This window comes from Halalkalibacterium ligniniphilum, assembly GCF_000334155.1.
Classification (GTDB): domain Bacteria; phylum Bacillota; class Bacilli; order Bacillales; family Bacillaceae_D; genus Halalkalibacterium; species Halalkalibacterium ligniniphilum.
In genome coordinates this window covers 75,329-93,198 of the sequence record NZ_ANNK01000091.1, presented here as the reverse complement: position 1 = coordinate 93,198, position 17,870 = coordinate 75,329, and the positions used below count along the sequence as shown (strand labels likewise).

16 protein-coding genes are annotated in these 17,870 nt (G+C 38.1%); all 16 read right to left on the bottom strand.

What is annotated here, in order from left to right:
- Positions 1-131: 131 nt before the first annotated feature.
- A complete protein-coding gene (brnQ, locus tag BLT_RS0110715; protein WP_017727793.1) occupies positions 132-1,451 on the bottom strand; it encodes a branched-chain amino acid transport system II carrier protein in 1,320 nt (439 codons plus the stop codon).
- Positions 1,452-1,679: 228 nt separating this feature from the next.
- Positions 1,680-2,786, bottom strand: coding sequence for an HD-GYP domain-containing protein (locus BLT_RS0110705; protein ID WP_017727792.1), 1,107 nt, complete (start codon positions 2,784-2,786; stop codon positions 1,680-1,682).
- Between the two features lie 298 nt (positions 2,787-3,084).
- Entirely contained in the window at positions 3,085-4,038 is a 954-nt protein-coding gene (locus tag BLT_RS0110695; RefSeq protein ID WP_017727791.1) for a calcium/sodium antiporter, read from the bottom strand.
- Between the two features lie 511 nt (positions 4,039-4,549).
- A complete protein-coding gene (locus BLT_RS0110690) occupies positions 4,550-5,545 on the bottom strand; it encodes a zinc-binding dehydrogenase (RefSeq protein ID WP_017727790.1) in 996 nt (331 codons plus the stop codon).
- Positions 5,546-5,699: 154 nt separating this feature from the next.
- Positions 5,700-6,638 carry a manganese-dependent inorganic pyrophosphatase gene (locus tag BLT_RS0110685; RefSeq protein WP_017727789.1) on the bottom strand — a complete coding sequence of 313 codons (939 nt, stop codon included), beginning with the start codon at positions 6,636-6,638 and terminating at the stop codon, positions 5,700-5,702.
- A gap of 313 nt (positions 6,639-6,951) precedes the next feature.
- On the bottom strand, positions 6,952-7,851 hold the full coding sequence (locus BLT_RS0110680; protein ID WP_017727788.1) for an aldo/keto reductase: 900 nt from the start codon (positions 7,849-7,851) through the stop codon (positions 6,952-6,954).
- A gap of 72 nt (positions 7,852-7,923) precedes the next feature.
- Positions 7,924-8,115, bottom strand: a complete 192-nt coding sequence (locus BLT_RS0110675) for an H-type small acid-soluble spore protein (RefSeq protein WP_017727787.1) — start codon at positions 8,113-8,115, stop codon at positions 7,924-7,926.
- A 251-nt stretch (positions 8,116-8,366) separates the two neighbouring features.
- Entirely contained in the window at positions 8,367-9,131 is a 765-nt protein-coding gene (locus tag BLT_RS0110670) for a 3-oxoacyl-ACP reductase (protein WP_017727786.1), read from the bottom strand.
- Between the two features lie 498 nt (positions 9,132-9,629).
- The gene (locus BLT_RS0110665; protein ID WP_017727785.1) at positions 9,630-10,007 is read right to left on the bottom strand and encodes a YmaF family protein; all 378 of its coding nucleotides are present in this window, start codon (positions 10,005-10,007) and stop codon (positions 9,630-9,632) included.
- A 427-nt stretch (positions 10,008-10,434) separates the two neighbouring features.
- Positions 10,435-10,674, bottom strand: coding sequence for a hypothetical protein (locus tag BLT_RS0110660; protein WP_017727784.1), 240 nt, complete (start codon positions 10,672-10,674; stop codon positions 10,435-10,437).
- A 67-nt stretch (positions 10,675-10,741) separates the two neighbouring features.
- Positions 10,742-10,918, bottom strand: a complete 177-nt coding sequence (locus tag BLT_RS24035; protein WP_017727783.1) for a hypothetical protein — start codon at positions 10,916-10,918, stop codon at positions 10,742-10,744.
- Between the two features lie 26 nt (positions 10,919-10,944).
- Complete coding sequence (locus BLT_RS0110650; protein ID WP_017727782.1) at positions 10,945-12,345, bottom strand: UbiD family decarboxylase; 1,401 nt, start codon at positions 12,343-12,345, stop codon at positions 10,945-10,947.
- Positions 12,346-12,379: 34 nt separating this feature from the next.
- Positions 12,380-13,474, bottom strand: a complete 1,095-nt coding sequence (locus tag BLT_RS0110645) for a zinc-dependent alcohol dehydrogenase (RefSeq protein WP_017727781.1) — start codon at positions 13,472-13,474, stop codon at positions 12,380-12,382.
- Between the two features lie 50 nt (positions 13,475-13,524).
- Complete coding sequence (locus BLT_RS21770; RefSeq protein ID WP_017727780.1) at positions 13,525-14,859, bottom strand: Rieske 2Fe-2S domain-containing protein; 1,335 nt, start codon at positions 14,857-14,859, stop codon at positions 13,525-13,527.
- 41 nt (positions 14,860-14,900) lie between these two features.
- Entirely contained in the window at positions 14,901-15,809 is a 909-nt protein-coding gene (locus tag BLT_RS0110635; protein ID WP_017727779.1) for a LysR family transcriptional regulator, read from the bottom strand.
- 146 nt (positions 15,810-15,955) lie between these two features.
- Entirely contained in the window at positions 15,956-17,857 is a 1,902-nt protein-coding gene (locus BLT_RS0110630) for a TRAP transporter permease (protein ID WP_017727778.1), read from the bottom strand.
- Positions 17,858-17,870: the final 13 nt, after the last annotated feature.

The window sequence follows — 17,870 nt, the reverse complement described above, 5'->3', positions numbered from 1 at the left end:
CTCGTGCTTTTTGCACTGACGGGTCTCATCCTTGCCTGAACCCGCAGGAGTCTACTCCGCTAAGGTTGTGCATTGTTCGCATTTTCAATCATACACGTTCGTTATGTCCCAGCCTCGTCTTTATTGAGAGGCTATTGATTTAAATCTTGGGAATGAATCAACTTGTTGTCGAATTTACTTAAAATGAGACCAATGGCAAAACCAAAGACAGCAGGAAGCAGCCAGCCTAATCCTAATGAGGAAAACGGTAATTTCGTCATTACGTTTTGAATAAAACCAAATTCAAGTCCAAAAGTCCTTAGTCCATCTGTCAAAGCTACGAAACTTGTACACAAAATGGTGCAAACATACACGTACCTCGAACCATGAAAGGACCGATGGAAAAGTGCAAGTACAATTAATACTATGGTTAATGAATAAGACATGACAAGAAACGGTACAGACACAGTAAGAATTGTATTGAGTCCGAAGTTAGCCAAAGTAAAACTCACAAGTGTCACGGCTAACACGACCGTTTTATAGCTGGCTTTTGGGATGAGTTTTTCAAAATAATGACCACATGCACTTGTTAACCCAACACATGTTGTAAAACAAGCAAGTAAAAAAATAATTCCTAAAAGAAAGGTACCACTTTGTCCAAAAATTACGTTGGAGGCTGTAGAGAGGATAGCAGATCCATTCTCAAAAGGACCATAGGAATTCATTTTAACACCAATCAATCCAATCGCAGTATAGACAACTGCTAATGCAGCACCAGATATTAATCCTGCTTTTAACATATACTTTGTAAGCTGCTTTTCCTCTTGAACCCCTTTTTCCTTTAAAGTGGTTAGGATGACAATACCGAATGCTAGTGCGCCTAAGGCGTCCATTGTAGAATAGCCTTCAACAAATCCTCTTAAGAACGGTGCTTCTGCATAATCGGAAGAAGGAGCAAGTATGGATGATGAACGAAGCTTGGTTAAGCCCACAACACATAATACAATGATAGATAAAAGTAAAATCGGTGTTATCCACTTCCCCATATAGTTGGCTAGTTTATTGGGATATAAACTAACGACATATACTAGAAGAAAAAAGAGTATCGTGAATAGTAACAACATCAATGGCGAAGAAGTAAAAAATGAAACAAACGTCATTTCGTAGGCCACTGTGGCATTCCTTGGAATCGCCAAAAAAGGGCCGATTGACAAATAAACAATAATCGTGAAAATAAGACCGAATAAAGGATGTACTCGATTTCCGATCGTCTGTGCATTCCCATTAACACGGGATAATGCAACGATAACAAGAAGTGGTAACCCCACACTTGTAAGGATAAAACCAGCCATAGCTAGAAAGAATGATGTTCCTGCATTCATTCCTAAAAATGGGGGAAAGATTAAATTCCCTGCTCCAAAAAACATTGAAAATAACATAAGTCCAACAAACAAGGTGTCTTTTTTTCTCATGCTGTTGTATATCTCCTCTATCTATGAAATAAAAAACCCGCCCCTCTGGTAGGAACGAGTTCGTATTTAACTTTGCTCGTCTTAGATTTTAGAATAATATATCAAGAAAATAAATTTCGGTCAATTGTATTTTTGATCGCCATCGATTTATAGTCCTGAGCAAAAAAATAGGCTTGTTTCATTAACGAAGCAATCCTATTTAAATGAGAGCCATTGCTATAGTATAAATTATAAAAGTGCGTCTGCTTCCACAATATCTACAGTTAAGTGGTCTTTCGCTGCTAAATCAATTTCATATGGTTCTACGTCTTGATTTTCTTCATCTCTAATAATGCGTATTTCAGGACGTCCAACAGAATGGAAGTTATATTTGGAGACGATTCCTACTCGTCCATCACTTAATTTCACCGTCAAGCCTTGAGGGTATATAGCAATACAATCTTTAAATAATTGAAGCTGTTTACGATCAAAATGAGTACCATTTCCAGCATAAAGAAGTTCAAGTGCTTTATGAGGCAACATAGCTGGTCGATATACTCGATGGCTTGTAACCGCATCAAATACATCTGCAACGCTCAAAATTTTAGCGTATTTATGGATTTCATCGCTCTTTAATCCTCTTGGGTAGCCTGTTCCATCGATTTTTTCATGATGCTGAAGTGCACAATGTGCGACTGTTAAAGGAAGCTCGTGAACCTTTCGAAGAATGTCATAACCCAACTGACAATGGGACTTTATTTCGTCAAACTCTTCCTTTGTTAACTTCCCAGGTTTATTTAAAATTTCAGGGGAAATGTACAACTTACCAAGGTCATGGAGCATTGCTCCAAGAGCGATTTCTTCGATGTTCTTAAGAGGTAAACCATTCTCAATTGCCAGCTGACTTGCATAGATTGTTACATTTACGCTGTGCGTATACACGTGATTTTCATGGATTTTTGTTGAGGCCAATAAATTTAGAGCTGTTGGGTTTTCTGTTAAAGAACCGAGGATATCTCTTATAATTTTTTGAAAGCTTCGAATCGCTCTTCCTGATTTGAACATTCCTTGAATGTTTGAATTGGATGAATGCAAGCTGGCAATGGTATTAAGTCCTTCGGTGATGACATTGACTGCTTCTAGCCGCAAACCCTCTGGAATGGATTCAACAATTTCAATGCCTTCAGAAGCCTCATCCTGTATGTAAATAGTTAAAATATGGTGTTTTTTTAGACCATCTATTAGGTTCTTAGTTAATTCCGTTCCCTCAGCTAAAAGGACTTTTCCATTTTCATCATAAATCGATTTACCTAACTTGATACCAGGTTGGCAGGTATCCACTTTTATTAAACGCATTTGTCTTCTCCTCTCATCTCTTTGTACAGCTTTACCCCAAAAGGAAGAATCTTTTTTCTAATCTCTTATTCCTCTTCAAATGGTTTTGTTTTAAATTCTCTATATTAATGCGTAGAAATATTACTGTCAGAAATGCGTATATCGTTCGAAGGGTTTTCTTCTTGATTTTGATTATTATTCGTTACTAATAAATTAATACTTATAAATAAAACAACGACAAGCCATAGCCACCATCTTTTCCAAAGGGGCGTCTTTTTTTTCATAATGAATATTCCTTTTCTTTTTATGACGTCAAGTGTTAATTTCTTAAAATAATATAAGTTACATATACGATATACGATAAAGCAAGGATGAGGCCTTCGATTTTCCCAATTTTAAATTTGGTTCTAGAAAAGATAAACACAACAATTGTTAAAAAAATCATAAGAATCACATCAATAAACATTTTCCTATCAACGACAAGAGGTGATATTACTGAGGAAATACCCAAAATAAATAGAATGTTAAAAATGTTACTTCCAACGATGTTTCCTAATGCAATTTCACTTTCCTTTTTTATAGCAGCTGTAATTGAGGTGACTAATTCAGGAAGCGAAGTACCGACCGCTACAATCGTTAACCCCACTAACGTTTCACTCATGCCAAGAGTATACGCAATGGCAGTACTATTGTTCACGACTAGGTCTCCCCCAAAAATAATTGCAGTAAGACCGATTACTGTGTAAAAAATATTTTTACCCCATGTTTCGTTCGTTGTTATTGAATTATTATTCGTTTTTTCTCGACTATTTCTGGCAACCTCAAAAATGTAATACATAAAAATGCCAAAGAACAGTAAAAAGATGATACCGTCACTACGAGTAATCAAATTGCTACTTGATGTATGTAAAGCAATATCACTCATTAGAACAAATAAGGCAATACTGGCTAATAGAGTAAAAGGTATTTCCTTTCTAATTGTTTCATTCTCCACTTTTAAAGGATATAGAAACGCTGTTATTCCTAAGACAAAAGTGATATTAAAAATATTACTTCCAACGATGTTTCCTAGTGCAATATCGTCATTCCCTTCTAAGGAAGCAATAATACTGACTGTTGCTTCAGGAGAGCTTGTTCCAAAGGCTACAATGGTTAGACCAATTAAAATAGGAGGAACTCGAAGCAAAGATGAAATGTTCGAAGCACCTTTCACAAAAAAATCTGCACCTTTTATTAACAGAGCAAACCCAACAATCAACAACACATAGGTCATACACAACCCACCCTTCCTTTTTCATCGGAACAATTTCCATGGTGACTAGAGACTGTTCTTTTTGCATCATGCTAATCCTAAATGGTTATAGCGGCAATGTTTTTCTCTTGTGTTTTTCTTTTCAATTTGCATCTATTTATTATATCGGTTTAAGGTTGTATATACATACACTGATTGCTTCATTTATTGACATTTTTCTTTTTTTTTTAAGATTTTCTTGTATGATTACTCAACCATTCAAAAATTATTCTTTCATCTTTATATTTTGAGCTGTAAGATCCGATCGATAAAAAATACAAATTTTTAATTGTCATTATATGGATTGTGCTTAAATGATTATTCTTCTTAAAAAAGAAACAGCATGCAACATTCATTCATTGCTGTTTCTTTTTTGTTCTCAAGTTATTTTGCTTATGTACCTTAATAGCCTTCTTCTCTTTATATTCCTTCTTATATGCTCTTTTTTTGTGCACATCCTAAGTCGCTTTTAATGTCGTTGGCTTGATTTTTATTATTCGTTTACGTAGAAACCGATCTTTCCTAACTGTGCTGCATCTTCCAATCTTTTAAATGCCTGTTCGAATTCACTGAGCTTATACATTTTATCGATAACGGGTCTAATTTGATGTGTTTGGATAAACTGAAGCATTTCTTTATATTCTTCGCCGCTTCCCATTGTTGAACCAAGAAGGTTATATTGACCATAGAAAAAGCTTCGAAGATTAAATTGCACGTCATCTCCTGCAGACGCGCCAAATGTAACGATCGTCCCCCCAGGTCGCAACTGCTCCAGAGATTTATTAAACGTGGCAGCACCGACACATTCGATCACTAAATCCATTTTTTCGCCTTTAAGTGCTTCGCCCCAATCCTCGTTGCTGTTAATCGCCTTATCTGCACCAAGTTCAATTGCTTTTTGGCATTTATCAGCTGAACGTGAGGTTACAAAGACAGTAGCTCCGATAGCTTTAGCAAACTGTAATAGAAACGTGGCAACTCCGCTACCGATACCAGGGATGAATGTCTTCATTCCTGGTCGTACACGTCCTCTCGTTATTAAGGCTCGGTAAGCTGTAAGTGCAGCGAGTGACAGTACACCTGCTTCTTCCCATGTTAAGTATTCAGGTTTTGCGACGGCGTTCTCTGCAGGAATAACAATTTTCTCTGCAAATGTCCCATGGCCAGGAAGACCAACGATTTCAAATCCTTGAGGAGGTGCATCACTTTTTTCATTCCAACCAATTCCAGGATTAATGATGACTTCATCTCCAACTTGAAGATTCTCCACACCTTCACCAATCGCATCAATCACACCAGCACCGTCTGATCCAAGGATCAATGGTGGATCTGACGTTTTATGACGGGTCAGGACAAACAAATCACGGTGGTTCAAGCCAGAAGTTTTCAATTTTACACGGACTTCACCTTTTGCAGGTTGCATTTCTGTCATCTCGCGGTATGTGAGGCCATCAAGACCTTCTATTTTTGCATGAACGAGGGCTTTCATCTAATCACTCCAATTAAAAAGGTTCTATCATGATCTTAGCATGTATGTAAAAATTTGAGCAATCATAGCATCCGTTTTTTTACGCATTTTTTTAGATCTCAAATAAAAAAGAGTGGAGCAAGTCCACTCAGTGTTCATAGAGTCAATGTAGTGCCTATTTTTCTAACACTTTAAAGCCATCTGTTAATACTGGAACGATCTGTTTTTTACGTGATACGACACCTTTAAGTAAGGCCGTATTTTTTTCTAACGTAACATTAAATGCTTTCTCTACAGCGTTTGTCGCTTTACCAAGTGCTAAAGCAATGGAATCGTTATTCAAAATATCTGTTACGACAAATAAAAATAAATCCAATTCCTTTTCAGCAATCAATTGTGAAATCGCTGCTTCTATTTCTGCTTGTTGTGAAAGGACGTCATTCGTATCCACAGCATTTACTTGAGCAATTTCAACCTTGCTGTTCCCCATTTGAAATTCTTTTGCATCAAGAGAAATAAGCTGAGAAACTGTTTTATCACTTAAGTCAGCTCCCGCTTTCAACATTTCTAAACCATATTTCTCAATATCCACTCTAGCGATTTCAGCTAACTCTTTCGCAGCATCGATATCCTGCTGTGTGCATGTTGGCGATTTGAATAATAATGAATCAGAAATAATGGCAGATAGCATCAATCCAGCAATTTCTTTAGAAATGGTTACGTTATTTTCTTTATACAATTTATTTAAAATGGTTGCAGTACATCCAACTGGCTCAGCACGATAATACAATGGATCGCTTGTTTCGAAATTTGCAATTCGGTGATGGTCGATAACTTCTAAAATGGTAACGTCTTTAATATCATCAGCACTCTGTTGAAATTCATTGTGATCCACCAGAATCACTTGCTTTGCTTCATCGGCTACTTTTTCGACGAAACGAGGAGCTTCAACTTTAAAATAATCTAACGCAAATTGCGTTTCTCCATTTAGCTCACCTAAACGTACAGGCTCAGCATTTAATCCTAATTTGTTTTTTAATTCAGCGTACGCTATGGCAGACGTAATTGTATCAGTGTCAGGATTTTTATGTCCAAATACAAGAGTCTTTTCCATCATTCCACTCCCTTTTAATGAGTATTGTCATTTGATTCCTACAATGGACATTCTATCACCTAGTGGGAAACTCGGCAATCCTGATATGAATGTATTTCTTTACAGTTTTGCTGATTTTACAGCTTTAAAAAGTATCTTCTAAATTAACAACTATGTATCTGTTACCTACTTAAGTTTGAAAGGGCTTGCTGTAACTCCCATATATAGCGATTATGTTCAAGCTAAGAATGGAGAATCCATTGAAGCCAAGCTGAAGGGAAACATCCCCCAAAACCTATACGATATTTAACCGAATTGGAGACTATACGCCCTTTCAAATAATATCCAAAGGCATTTTTCGTGTCGGTTTTGGAAAAACCTGTTCAAGGCGAATTAAGTCTTCTGTAGTCAATTCAATGGTCCCGGCTTCAGCATTTTCAATTACATGCTGTACCTGAACGGCTTTTGGGATTGCTATGACTTGATTCGTGCGAATTGTCCAGGCCAGAGCAATTTGCAAGGGTGTGACGTTATAGTTAGCAGCAACGTCAGTAACAACTGGATCATCGGCTAATTGCTTTCTTAAAGCCCCTCCATGAGCAAGAGGACTATACGCCATAATCGGTAGATGGCGCTCTTGTTGCCAAGGTAACAAATCAAAATCAATGCCTCGCGATCCTAGATGATATAATACTTGGTTTGTCACGCAATTTACCCCATCCTTCGTGCGCCACAACTCTTTCATATCATCAGTATCGAAATTAGAGACACCCCATCGTAAAATTTTACCGTCTTTTTTTAGTTTTTCCATGCCTTCAACCGTTTCCTCTAATGGAATACCTCCTATCCAATGGAGAAGATATAAATCCAAACGATCGGTCCCTAGCCTTTTTAAACTGTTCTCACAAGCAGTTGAGATCTTTTCTAACCCTGCATTATGTGGGTATACTTTTGAAACTAAGAATACATCATTCCTAAGCCCCTTGATTGCCTCACCGACCAATCGTTCTGAGCCCCCATTACCATACATTTCTGCTGTGTCAATGAGCGTCATACCAAGCTCAATGCCAAGCTGTAATGCTTTTATCTCCTGGGCTTTCGCTTTTGGATCTTCTCCCATGTACCAAGTTCCTTGACCTAAGCAAGGAACAGGAGTGCCATCTGGCAATGTCACAGGGTGTTTATTTAATCGAGTCTTAATTTTCATGATTTTACTTTCATCAAGTGGAGTCATTCATCATCCCACTTTCTACTGAACATTTATAGATTTTTCGTTCAAGCTGTAACATATTTCCTGAGTTTTAATTCACTCTCTGCTTTCCCCCTCTTCCAATTCTTCTACAGGAAGAACCATAATATCATTAGAATTTGGATCTGTTTTAACGGAGACGGTGTTGGTCTTCTGATTTGTGTGTATGAGCCGAACAGGGACTCCGTGATACGTGACTTCAATTTCTTTAGGTGAGGAAATAATTTGAGACGCTCTTTTTAAGTCCATACAAATAGCTCCTTATCAATAAAATTTTTTCTCTGAAAAGGGGGCGGCGCTTCAGTTCAAGGAGAAGTGTCAAAGAAGCACTTCCGCTCATACTCCTTCATTAAAGGCTGCTCTGTGACCGGTCGAACTCGTTATCATCCACTTTGGAGAGAGCCAACTGCTCATGAATGGTTATGTTTAGTGTTCAGCTATTTAGGATGGGTTATGCGTCTGATTATCGAATCCTCTTAAAACGATATAAAAGAAAAAAGTTAGTCCATTACTAAGCCGCCATCAACGACCAAGTTCTGTCCAGTCACTGAACGGCTCCATGGTGAAGCAAAAAACAACACCGTATCTGCAACATCTTCTGGGCTTGTTATTTTTTTTAGGGGAGTGTTTTCCTTGATGATTTCAAAGACTTCATCTGGTGTTGCAGAGCTTGCATCCGTTTTTTCTAACAATCCACCTGATACCATGTTAACAGTAATCCCCTTTTCACCTAACTCCCGTGCCATGTTTCTCGTAAAGCTAAGGAGTGCCGCTTTGCTCGTATTGTAATCGTGATAGGCTACAACAGGATTTTGAAACAAATTTGTTCCGATGTTAATAATACGACCAAAATTCAACTCAGCCATATCCTTTATACCCGCTTGTACAGTATGTAACGACGCTTTTACACTCCCTTCAAATTGGGTTTGGAAATCCTCCCAATTGATTGTTTCAGCATTTTTCTTATTTGCAGCATCAAATTTAAAATTGATCAAGGCGTTGTTCACGACAGTTGTAATCGGTTTTCCAAAATGATTTTTTGCCATTTCAAACATGTTTATTACTTCTTCTTGATTTCTAACATCAGCACGAAGAGCAATCGCATGTTCATTTCCAATGCTTTCAACAACCTCCGCAGCTTGTTTTTCACTGTTAAAATAATTGATAACAACCTTTGCCCCTTCTCGCCCAAAAGCCTTAGCAATTGCAGCTCCTAGTCCCCGGCTTGCCCCGGTAACCAATACAACTTGTTCATTGAGATTCATTGAATGACCTCCTCTACGCAAAGTTAATCATAATGTAAAAGATAAATACTGTTTATGAAGATTTTCATTTGATTTTCTTAGTATATAATAACATTAAGGTAAAATCTAAATGGATATGAATGGAGCAAGCGATATTTTAAAATAGTCTATTTTTTTAATGAGTAAATAACAAGGAAAAGGGGCTGGGACAAAAGAGTTTTTATTGATGAGAAATGCGAACGTCATGATCGTTGATACATAGCCTTCGCTTCGGAAATATACTTCGCTTTCCGCGGGCGGCTAGTGAGCCTCCGCGTGCTTTTCGCACTGTGGGGTCTCACCCTTGCCTTTGATCCCGCTATATTTCCTCCGCTAAGGTTGTGCATTGTTCACATTTTCAATCATCACGTAAGTTTGTCCCAGCCTCTTGTTTTAATCATTATTTTTGAATGAATTAGTAAATTTTTATTGCAATTGTTCATAATAAAGATGACTTGGATTTTTCCTTTTGAGAAAGTGTCACATACTTGTACGACCGCTGTACTGATGTCTATGGGGGGTTGCCCCGTCAACAGTGGTTACGCCACTGAATTCATGGTAATGTCCCCCACCAGGAAGAGGAATATCTGGTCCTGTCACACCCTTAATGACATGTTTGTGGCCGCTGTTAATAGTGGTATAAGTAAAATAACGATGGGTATGTGAAATGCCACTTGGTGCTCGCTCGGTTGTCCCACTGTAGCGATGTTCATGTCCTACATCAAATGAAGTAATCCCCTTAATATGATGAGAGTGAACGGGTTGACCATCCCATGTCGTAATATAAAGATTATGAGAATGATAAGATGCTTCATCATAAGCATCGTACAACAATCCAGTAACAGGAACAGTAATCATGATAAACACACCCTTTCTTTTTCTCCTTATTTTATGAAATAAACTAGAAAAAGAGTGGGCTTTATTAAAATGATGAACAACATATAAAGAGGTTAAAGGATTAATGGTAATACGAACGATTGTTACAAAGCATATTTTAGGAAAAAACGAAGCGCTATTAAATTGAAACGTTACAACTAGCTAACAATCCAATATAGTCTCTTTAACACATATAACTATCTTCTTTAAGAATTAGTTCTAATTGCTTGGGCAGATAACTCATTCCGTTCCCTCCTAAACCAGTAATCATGGTTTCAACCGCTTCAATTTTAGGTTTATTCGCAAAAATGTAACCTTGTCTTTATTAATAACAGACACCAGTAACGACAGGTGACTAGATTTATTAATGTATTTACTTATCAGTTTTCTTTGAAACGTTTCTTTCTTTTTACCAAACTTGCAATATTTGAGCTCTGTCAACAGCTTCCCAGACTGAGACAACATCGAAGCCTTCTTCTCTCCAATGATCAACAGGAGTACCTTCTCTTAAAACGACGAGGATTTCAATATTATGCTCGCTTAACGTTTTTGCATGCTGATACCCTTGTTCATCATATCCAATGATTGCAATGGTTTTTCCACTAAAATAGCTAAGCATTTCATTCGTTTCATTATGCTGCTTAATCAAGAAAACCACCCTCCAACATTTAGTTAAAAACCCCCTCATTAGAGGAGGCTCTATTACGTTCATTCATTTAATTAGCCGTACTTTCTTTTTGGGCACCAGCTTTAGCTAAAAATTCTGTTTCGCAAAACGGACAAATTAGATGAACATCCATATGCAGTAAGTCAAGTTCACAATAAAAACTTCCTGAACAAGATACACAATTAACCCACAAAATACTATCACCTAAATTTCCACCTTTACCCATTCAATCTCCTCCCATTTAAATTAACTTTAATTCGTAACACCTTGTTTTCCACTAATGTAATCATCTAATTTCATTCTTTCCATAACTTCTGGGGGTACTCGGAATCTAGTTGGTGATGGTACAACGGTTTGTTTTGTAGCATCAATCATTACTTTCCAACCGGCTCCTGCATTATAGAAGTGATTGCGGGCGCGGATTTTTTGAATGTCGCGGTCAGGGTTTACATAGTTGACAGCCGCCCAGCGAACATCCAATTCATTAAACGTATTAATGTCATCATCCACGATGGTAATATATTGGAGCTGTGAATCAAAACCAAATGCCGCCATTGCCACATTAAAAGGTTCATCCTCTGTTCGTTTTTTAATTGAAATAAAACACTCTAGACGGCAGCAACCTGAAAATGGCATTTTCACACTTGTAACATTTCCAAACTGTTTTTGTAGCATGTTAAAAAGGCCGCCTTCTTTCGCAATGCCCCCTAACAACCAATGTTCTGGATGGCCTGAAAAAATGTCTTGTAAAATCGCATTCTCTCGCTTTGTAATTGCCGTAACATCCATTAGTTGACGCAAACATTGCGGTTGATAATCTCTCGTTACTTCTCCAAAAGGGTCAACAATTGTTTTTGCTCCAGGCTGTATAACTCCCTCAATTAAGAATTCCGCATCAGCAGGTACTAAAAAGTCCTCTCCCCATGTCTCACTTGGCACAAGGCGAACTGGTTCTTGAAGAAACGCACCAATTGTTGCATAATCATCATTTCCGAAAGGGACGCGAGCTGCTGCTCCTAATGTGAAAGCAGGGTGGTGACCGATGATACTGACAACAGGTGCAGCTTCACCGCGCTCTTCATATCGAGTTAATATTCGTTCTAGGTGCGGTGAATGAATGGATACTCCCGCCTTATCAGGACCTTTAGGAAATACCTTTGTAAAGGAAACATCATAAAATCCTTCATCTGGATCTTTCATGACAAGCATCATCGTTAACACGGGGCTTAAATCCATTTCATAATGTCTGACGATTGGTAGTTCTTTAAGGTCGATGTCCTTTCCTTTTTTGATCTCATATTTTACTGGTGCTTCATTGGAAGAAAGTAAGACTGGATCAATCTTTTCAAGCTCTCGTTTCGCATATTCCATGCTGACAGCCATACCACCTTTTAGAGCTTCACCGCCTAGTTGCTGACCAATTCTTTCTCTCGTACCAAAGATATTTGATACAACCGTCATATCTGTCGGATGATCATGATTGTTAACAACAGACCGGAACCAAGGAATTCGAGTGTCACCTTTTTGGTCCATATGCTCTAATAGTGCTGTTACTTCAAATTTATGAGGAACAACGCCACGGTTAATCTCAACTAATTCTTGTGATTCGGCATTTTTTAAGTCTTCTAAGTAACTTTGCAAGCTTTTGCCCAAATGTAACATCTCCTTATATAAGATAGAATTACTATTAATTCCATGGGTTTACAGTTACGTGAATGGCTCCATCTTCTCCTTCACCACCAACTGTTTTCAACGCTTTATCTACTTCATTTAAACCAAAGTGGTGTGTACACATTTCGTTAAGTGGGTATTTCCCAGATGCGATAAGTTGGATTGCCCGCTCAACCGCTTGATAGCTATGCCCCCGAACCCCCTTCATGGTAATATATTTAGAAATTAATTTATCACTATAGAATTCAGGGATTTCCTGATGCTTTTTTCCTGCTAAAATTATGGTTCCTCGTATTTTTACTAAGTCGATGGCTGCAGTTACGGTGGCAGGTCCGCCAGAAGCAACATCGATGATGAGATCGGCCATTTCTCCCCCAGTAATCTCTTTCACCCGTTTAAAAATGTCTTCTTTTTGAACATCAATCGTAAAATCTGCTCCAAATTTTTTAGCGAGCTTGAACCTTTCTTCATCAGCTGACAAACCACTGATAATAATACAATCTGCACCTGCCTGTTTTGCTGCGAGTACACAGCTAAGCCCTTGCTGTCCTGGCCCTTGAATTAATACAGTTTTTCCAGGGCCAGCTCCACCTTCATTCACTGCCCATTCAATTCCATTCCCCAACGGTAATGCTAATGCTGCCTGATTAGCCGGAATATGTTCCGGTACTTTGTGAAAGACAGAGTTTGGGTGTAAATAGAGATATTGACTATAACCGCCCCATAATGAAGGGGCTTCAGATATAGTCGTAAATCCAAAACGGATGCCACCATTCCATTTATCAGTTGCTGCGCATAAACGAAATTCGCCAGACCGGCAACGATTACAGTGTCCGCAAGGTAAATACTCCTCAAGTGCTACCCTGTCACCTTTTTTTAGACCCCAACGTTGTTCAGCAAACCTCCCGATTTTTTCAATATAGCCAACGACTTCATGACCAAGTATTCTATCACCTATATATTTCTTATAATCAGGCCAATCGCTACCGCAAACTCCTGAAACTTCAACTCTCAGTAAACCGGCATCATCGGCAACTTTAGGCAAATCAAATGTTTTCACTTTGGTCTGTTTTTCGCCTGACTGAACAGCTGCAAATACTTTTTGTGACAAAGAGATCTCTCCTCCTTCGCTTTTATAAGCGTTTTCATTCAACACTTTGGTTAAATTTTATCTTGATTAGCAGCTGCAACATTTTGCGCGCCTTCATCTCGGATATAATCCTCATCTGTAAAGGTCAAAACCTCTTTAGCTCCTACTTGAAACGGTACTCCTTCTGGCAATACGACAGAAGCTGATCTTACATGATGAGAGGACGGGTCTAATGCTGGAGGAGTAATCCCTTTTTCTAAATCCTGTGCTGCTTTTAGCATCATTCTCCTTGCAGCAATGATTGCAGCATCACTTGAGCCTAGTCGTTCTGTTGTTCGGTCGACGATGGCTCCCTGAGTTTCTTGCACCGCACTATCCTGTGCTTGAATACCGTGTATACCAGTAAATGATTTTCCACTTGCTTGTAATTCACGGTCAATTAAATAGTCGTTTTCTTTATTTTGCTTTGCTCTCAATGTACCTGGAATAAGCTCCATATGAATGCCCCGGCCACTCTTCAATATTTCAAGCTCATGGTCTGTTAAAGGTCTAGTAGGATTCCAATTTATATTCCATGTATACACATGTTCATCATCCATCGGGACCCAGGCATGTGCTCCTCTTGGTGAGTCTTCATAAGGAGGAATCATTGTGTACCATGGCATTAAGAATTGAGTAATGCGCCAATAAAGACTACCTTTCTCTGCATGTCGTTTAGCGCCGACGAGCATTCCGTAATCCATTTTTTCCACTTCAAATTTTGGAGCGGTATCTCCCGTTAAATAATTGGACACCTTACTAGCAGCTGTCTTTTTTAAACCCATAAACCCTTGACCGCCTGCTCCGCGATGTAGAAAAGAAATATGGCTTGAATCCAATCCGCCTTCTATCGCTTGGAAGTAATTATTATATTGAATTTTCCTTGTCATATAGCGGTGATTATCAGGCACTAAGTTCCATTCCAGTTCTGGTAACTCAGGCATTTCTTCTTCTGGTCCCATATACGTCCAAATCACTCCTCCGCGCTCTCGACACGGATAAGATTTAATCTGTACTTTATGTTTAAAGTTACTTGATGGAGGTTCAGATGGCATATCAACACATTCACCATTTACATCGAATTTCCATCCATGATAAACACAGCGAATGCCACACTCTTCATTTCTTCCAAAATATAAGGATACTTTTCGATGAGGACAAAACTCGTCGATCAAACCTACTTTTCCTTCTGTATCACGAAAGGCCAATAACTCTTCTCCAAGTAATTTAATTTTAACTGGAGGACAATCAGGTTTTGGCAGTTCGTCTGAAATCATAGCTGGAATCCAATATCTTCTAAATAACTTCCCCATCGGTGTGTCTGCATTCGTCTTTGTTAATAAATCGTTTTGTTCTTTTGAAAGCATATTTTTCTCCTCCTCATATTTTTGTGGATAATTGTAAAAATTTAATTAATTTCTTGAGTACGTTTACTTCTTATTTTTCGTTGAATGATGTCCATAAGTATTTTAATGACTTGATAGGACTCCTTTTTTTCTAACGAAATCATGCTTAATTTTTCAATAATAGGAGGTAAATTGTTGACTTCTACCTTTTTTAGCAGTCCTTTTTCCAACTCCTTCTCGACACTGATGATTGGTAGGATACAAATACATGGTGAGCTGCTAACCATTTGCTTTGCTGCTTCAATTTGATTTAATTCCATGACGACATTTGGAGTAGCACCAAATTCAGAATAAATTTTTCGAATCTTAGTCCAGGCATCCGATTTTTGCTGATACGTAACCATTGGGGCTCTTAATAATTCGTCAACTTCAATCACTCTTGATGCAAATGAATGCTCTGGACTACATACGACTGCCAATTCATATTCTGACAGTCGATGCTCACATACTCCCTGTTTTTTCACTTTAGACGAGACCAGCCCAATGTCGACTTGATTTTGCGTAAGCATCTCTGAGATTTGAACAGTATTACCCGTTAACACCTTCACTTCGATTCCAGGGTATTTCTTGAGAATATCTCCTAAGATCGATGGGAGAATATAAACTGACCAAAGAGCTGTAGCTCCAATCGAGACTTTTCCTTCTAATGTGTCGGTTAGACTATATAGCTTTTCCTTCGCCTCACTTTCAATTTCTAATAATTCTAATGCGTAAGGAAGAAAGACTTCTCCTTCTTTTGTCAATTGAATCGAGCGCTTACTACGAATAAAAAGTGATTTACCTAATTCTTGTTCTAAGCTTTGGATTCGTGCAGTTACAGATGGCTGACTTAAATGAAGGACATGAGAAGCTTGAGCAAAACTCATTTCTCTTGTAACAGTTACAAAGGTATAAACATTTTTTAAATCCAAATCGTTCACCTGTCCCCTTAGGTCTAAAAATTTTAAATATTCTTTTTATTATTGTATTTAAATTTTCTCTATTTTACAAATAGAAAATATCTATTAGACAGATGAACTGGTTCATTGGATTTAGGCATTATCACAAAAAAGTAGTTTTAGCTTGGCAGATCGCTATTCAGTTGTTCAGAACTATATTTCACTTTATTGAACCATTGCCATAACAAAACAGTAACACCTATCCCAAAGCCAATCACTGCAAATAAAGTACTTGGTCCTATCAATAATACTCCTGCAATCCCAATAAAAATTCTCTCGAGAATATTCATACTTTTTAGCGCATATCCCCGAATACTACAAGCTAACAGGACTGCCCCAGTAACTGCTGTAATTGTCGCTAATGTAATTTCCGTGACGGTGCCTTGCAGTAAAAGTCCTGGACTGAATATAAAAGCAAAAGGAATAAGGTAAGCGGCGATTCCTAATCGTATTGCCTCTCCACCAGTCTCCCAGACTTTACTTCCACTAAGACCACACGCAACGAATACTGCAATACAAACAGGTGGTGTGATAAAAGACGCTAAACCCCAATAAATAATAAAAAGATGTGCACTAAGATCTGGGATTCCTAATTGAATTAACGCTGGAGCAATTAATGTGGCTAATGTGATATATGCCGGAATGGAATCTAAGCCCATGCCTAAAATGAGACTTCCTAATCCTACAAGTACTAAGGTGAGTATTAGGTTTCCACCTGAAACATCAATAATGAATTGTGAAAATTTAATCCCTACACCACTTAATTCTAATGCACCTACCATGATTCCCACTGCTGCAGTTATTGCAGCAACAAGTACCCAACTTTTAACAGCGGTTTGGAAAGAAAGCATGATGTTTTTAGGCAACAGCCAATATTTTCGATCTTTTGCTAAAAAGCTACAACCGATTAAAAACGGCAAAGAATAGATACCTGACATTGCTGGACTATATTCTTGAATGATGAGAAAATAGATTAAGGCGATAATCGGAACTAAGTAAAACCATCCTTCAGTGAATGATTTCCAAAAATTAGGTAATTGTTTTTTTGGTAAAGACGGTATTCCCTCTTTGTAGGCTTGTAAATGGACGGATACAAACACAATTAAGAAATATAGTAATGCTGGAATTAATGCGGCAATCGCAATTTGTGAGTAAGGCACACCAATCCACTCGGCCATTACAAACGCAATGGCACCCATTACTGGGGGCAGAAATTGACCTCCAGTAGAAGAAGTAGCTTCTACGGCAGCAGCGAATTTGGGTGTGTAGCCTATTTTTTTCATGAGAGGGATTGTAATGATACCTGTTGTTGCTACATTTCCAGAAGGTGATCCAGAAATGGAGCCAAATAAAGCACTCGAAACGACGGATGCCTTTGCTGGACCTCCTTTAGACCAACCAGTTAGAGCAAGAGCAATATCCATAAACCATTTACCAGCCCCAGCTCGTTCCAATAATGCCCCAAAGATAAGGAAAATGATTAAGATTGACGCTGCAACATTTAGAGGGAGACCAAAAATACCACTACTTCCTACATAAGCACTATATAACAATCGGTCAATCGAATAGCCTTGGCCATATAAAATACCTGGTAGGTACTTTTGGAAGATGGTGATACTGACTAATGTAAGAATTAGGATTGGAAATACCCAACCAGTTTTTCTTCGAACCGCTTCAAGTAACGGAATGCTTATAAATAAAGCTAAAATTATTCCAGTCGTATCAAGAAATCCGAATTGACTGTACTGTAAAATTTTTTCATAAAAAAAGATAACATAACCTAAGCTAACTAATACCATTCCAATTAACAAATAGTCATAAAATGGAATTCGATCATTGTTATTTTTTTTACTTGCTCGAAAAAGAATGAAAATAATCAGGAGAGCACAGGACAAGCTAATCGCAAGTTGGATTTGCGTGGGGATAAAGAAGCCGAATCTTGGTAGGAATTGACCTGCAATTATAATATGATAAATCCCGATAATGGTTGAAATCCATAATAAAAGAGTAGAACGTTGCACTTTATTTCACCCT

Bases quoted from the DNA above. Each gene is read 5' to 3' on its own strand.
- BLT_RS0110705 (WP_017727792.1), bottom strand. From the start codon at position 2,786: ATGCGTTTAATAAAAGTGGATACCTGCCAACCTGGTATCAAGTTAGGT.
- BLT_RS21770 (WP_017727780.1), bottom strand. From the start codon at position 14,859: ATGCTTTCAAAAGAACAAAACGATTTATTAACAAAGACGAATGCAGAC.
- BLT_RS0110685 (WP_017727789.1), bottom strand. From the start codon at position 6,638: ATGGAAAAGACTCTTGTATTTGGACATAAAAATCCTGACACTGATACA.
- BLT_RS0110680 (WP_017727788.1), bottom strand. From the start codon at position 7,851: ATGACTCCACTTGATGAAAGTAAAATCATGAAAATTAAGACTCGATTA.
- BLT_RS0110670 (WP_017727786.1), bottom strand. From the start codon at position 9,131: ATGAATCTCAATGAACAAGTTGTATTGGTTACCGGGGCAAGCCGGGGA.
- BLT_RS24035 (WP_017727783.1), bottom strand. From the start codon at position 10,918: ATGGGTAAAGGTGGAAATTTAGGTGATAGTATTTTGTGGGTTAATTGT.
- brnQ (WP_017727793.1), bottom strand. From the start codon at position 1,451: ATGAGAAAAAAAGACACCTTGTTTGTTGGACTTATGTTATTTTCAATG.
- BLT_RS0110665 (WP_017727785.1), bottom strand. From the start codon at position 10,007: ATGATTACTGTTCCTGTTACTGGATTGTTGTACGATGCTTATGATGAA.
- BLT_RS0110690 (WP_017727790.1), bottom strand. From the start codon at position 5,545: ATGAAAGCCCTCGTTCATGCAAAAATAGAAGGTCTTGATGGCCTCACA.
- BLT_RS0110695 (WP_017727791.1), bottom strand. From the start codon at position 4,038: ATGACCTATGTGTTGTTGATTGTTGGGTTTGCTCTGTTAATAAAAGGT.
- BLT_RS0110675 (WP_017727787.1), bottom strand. From the start codon at position 8,115: ATGGACTTAAAAAGAGCGTCTCAAATTATTTCCTCACCTAAAGAAATT.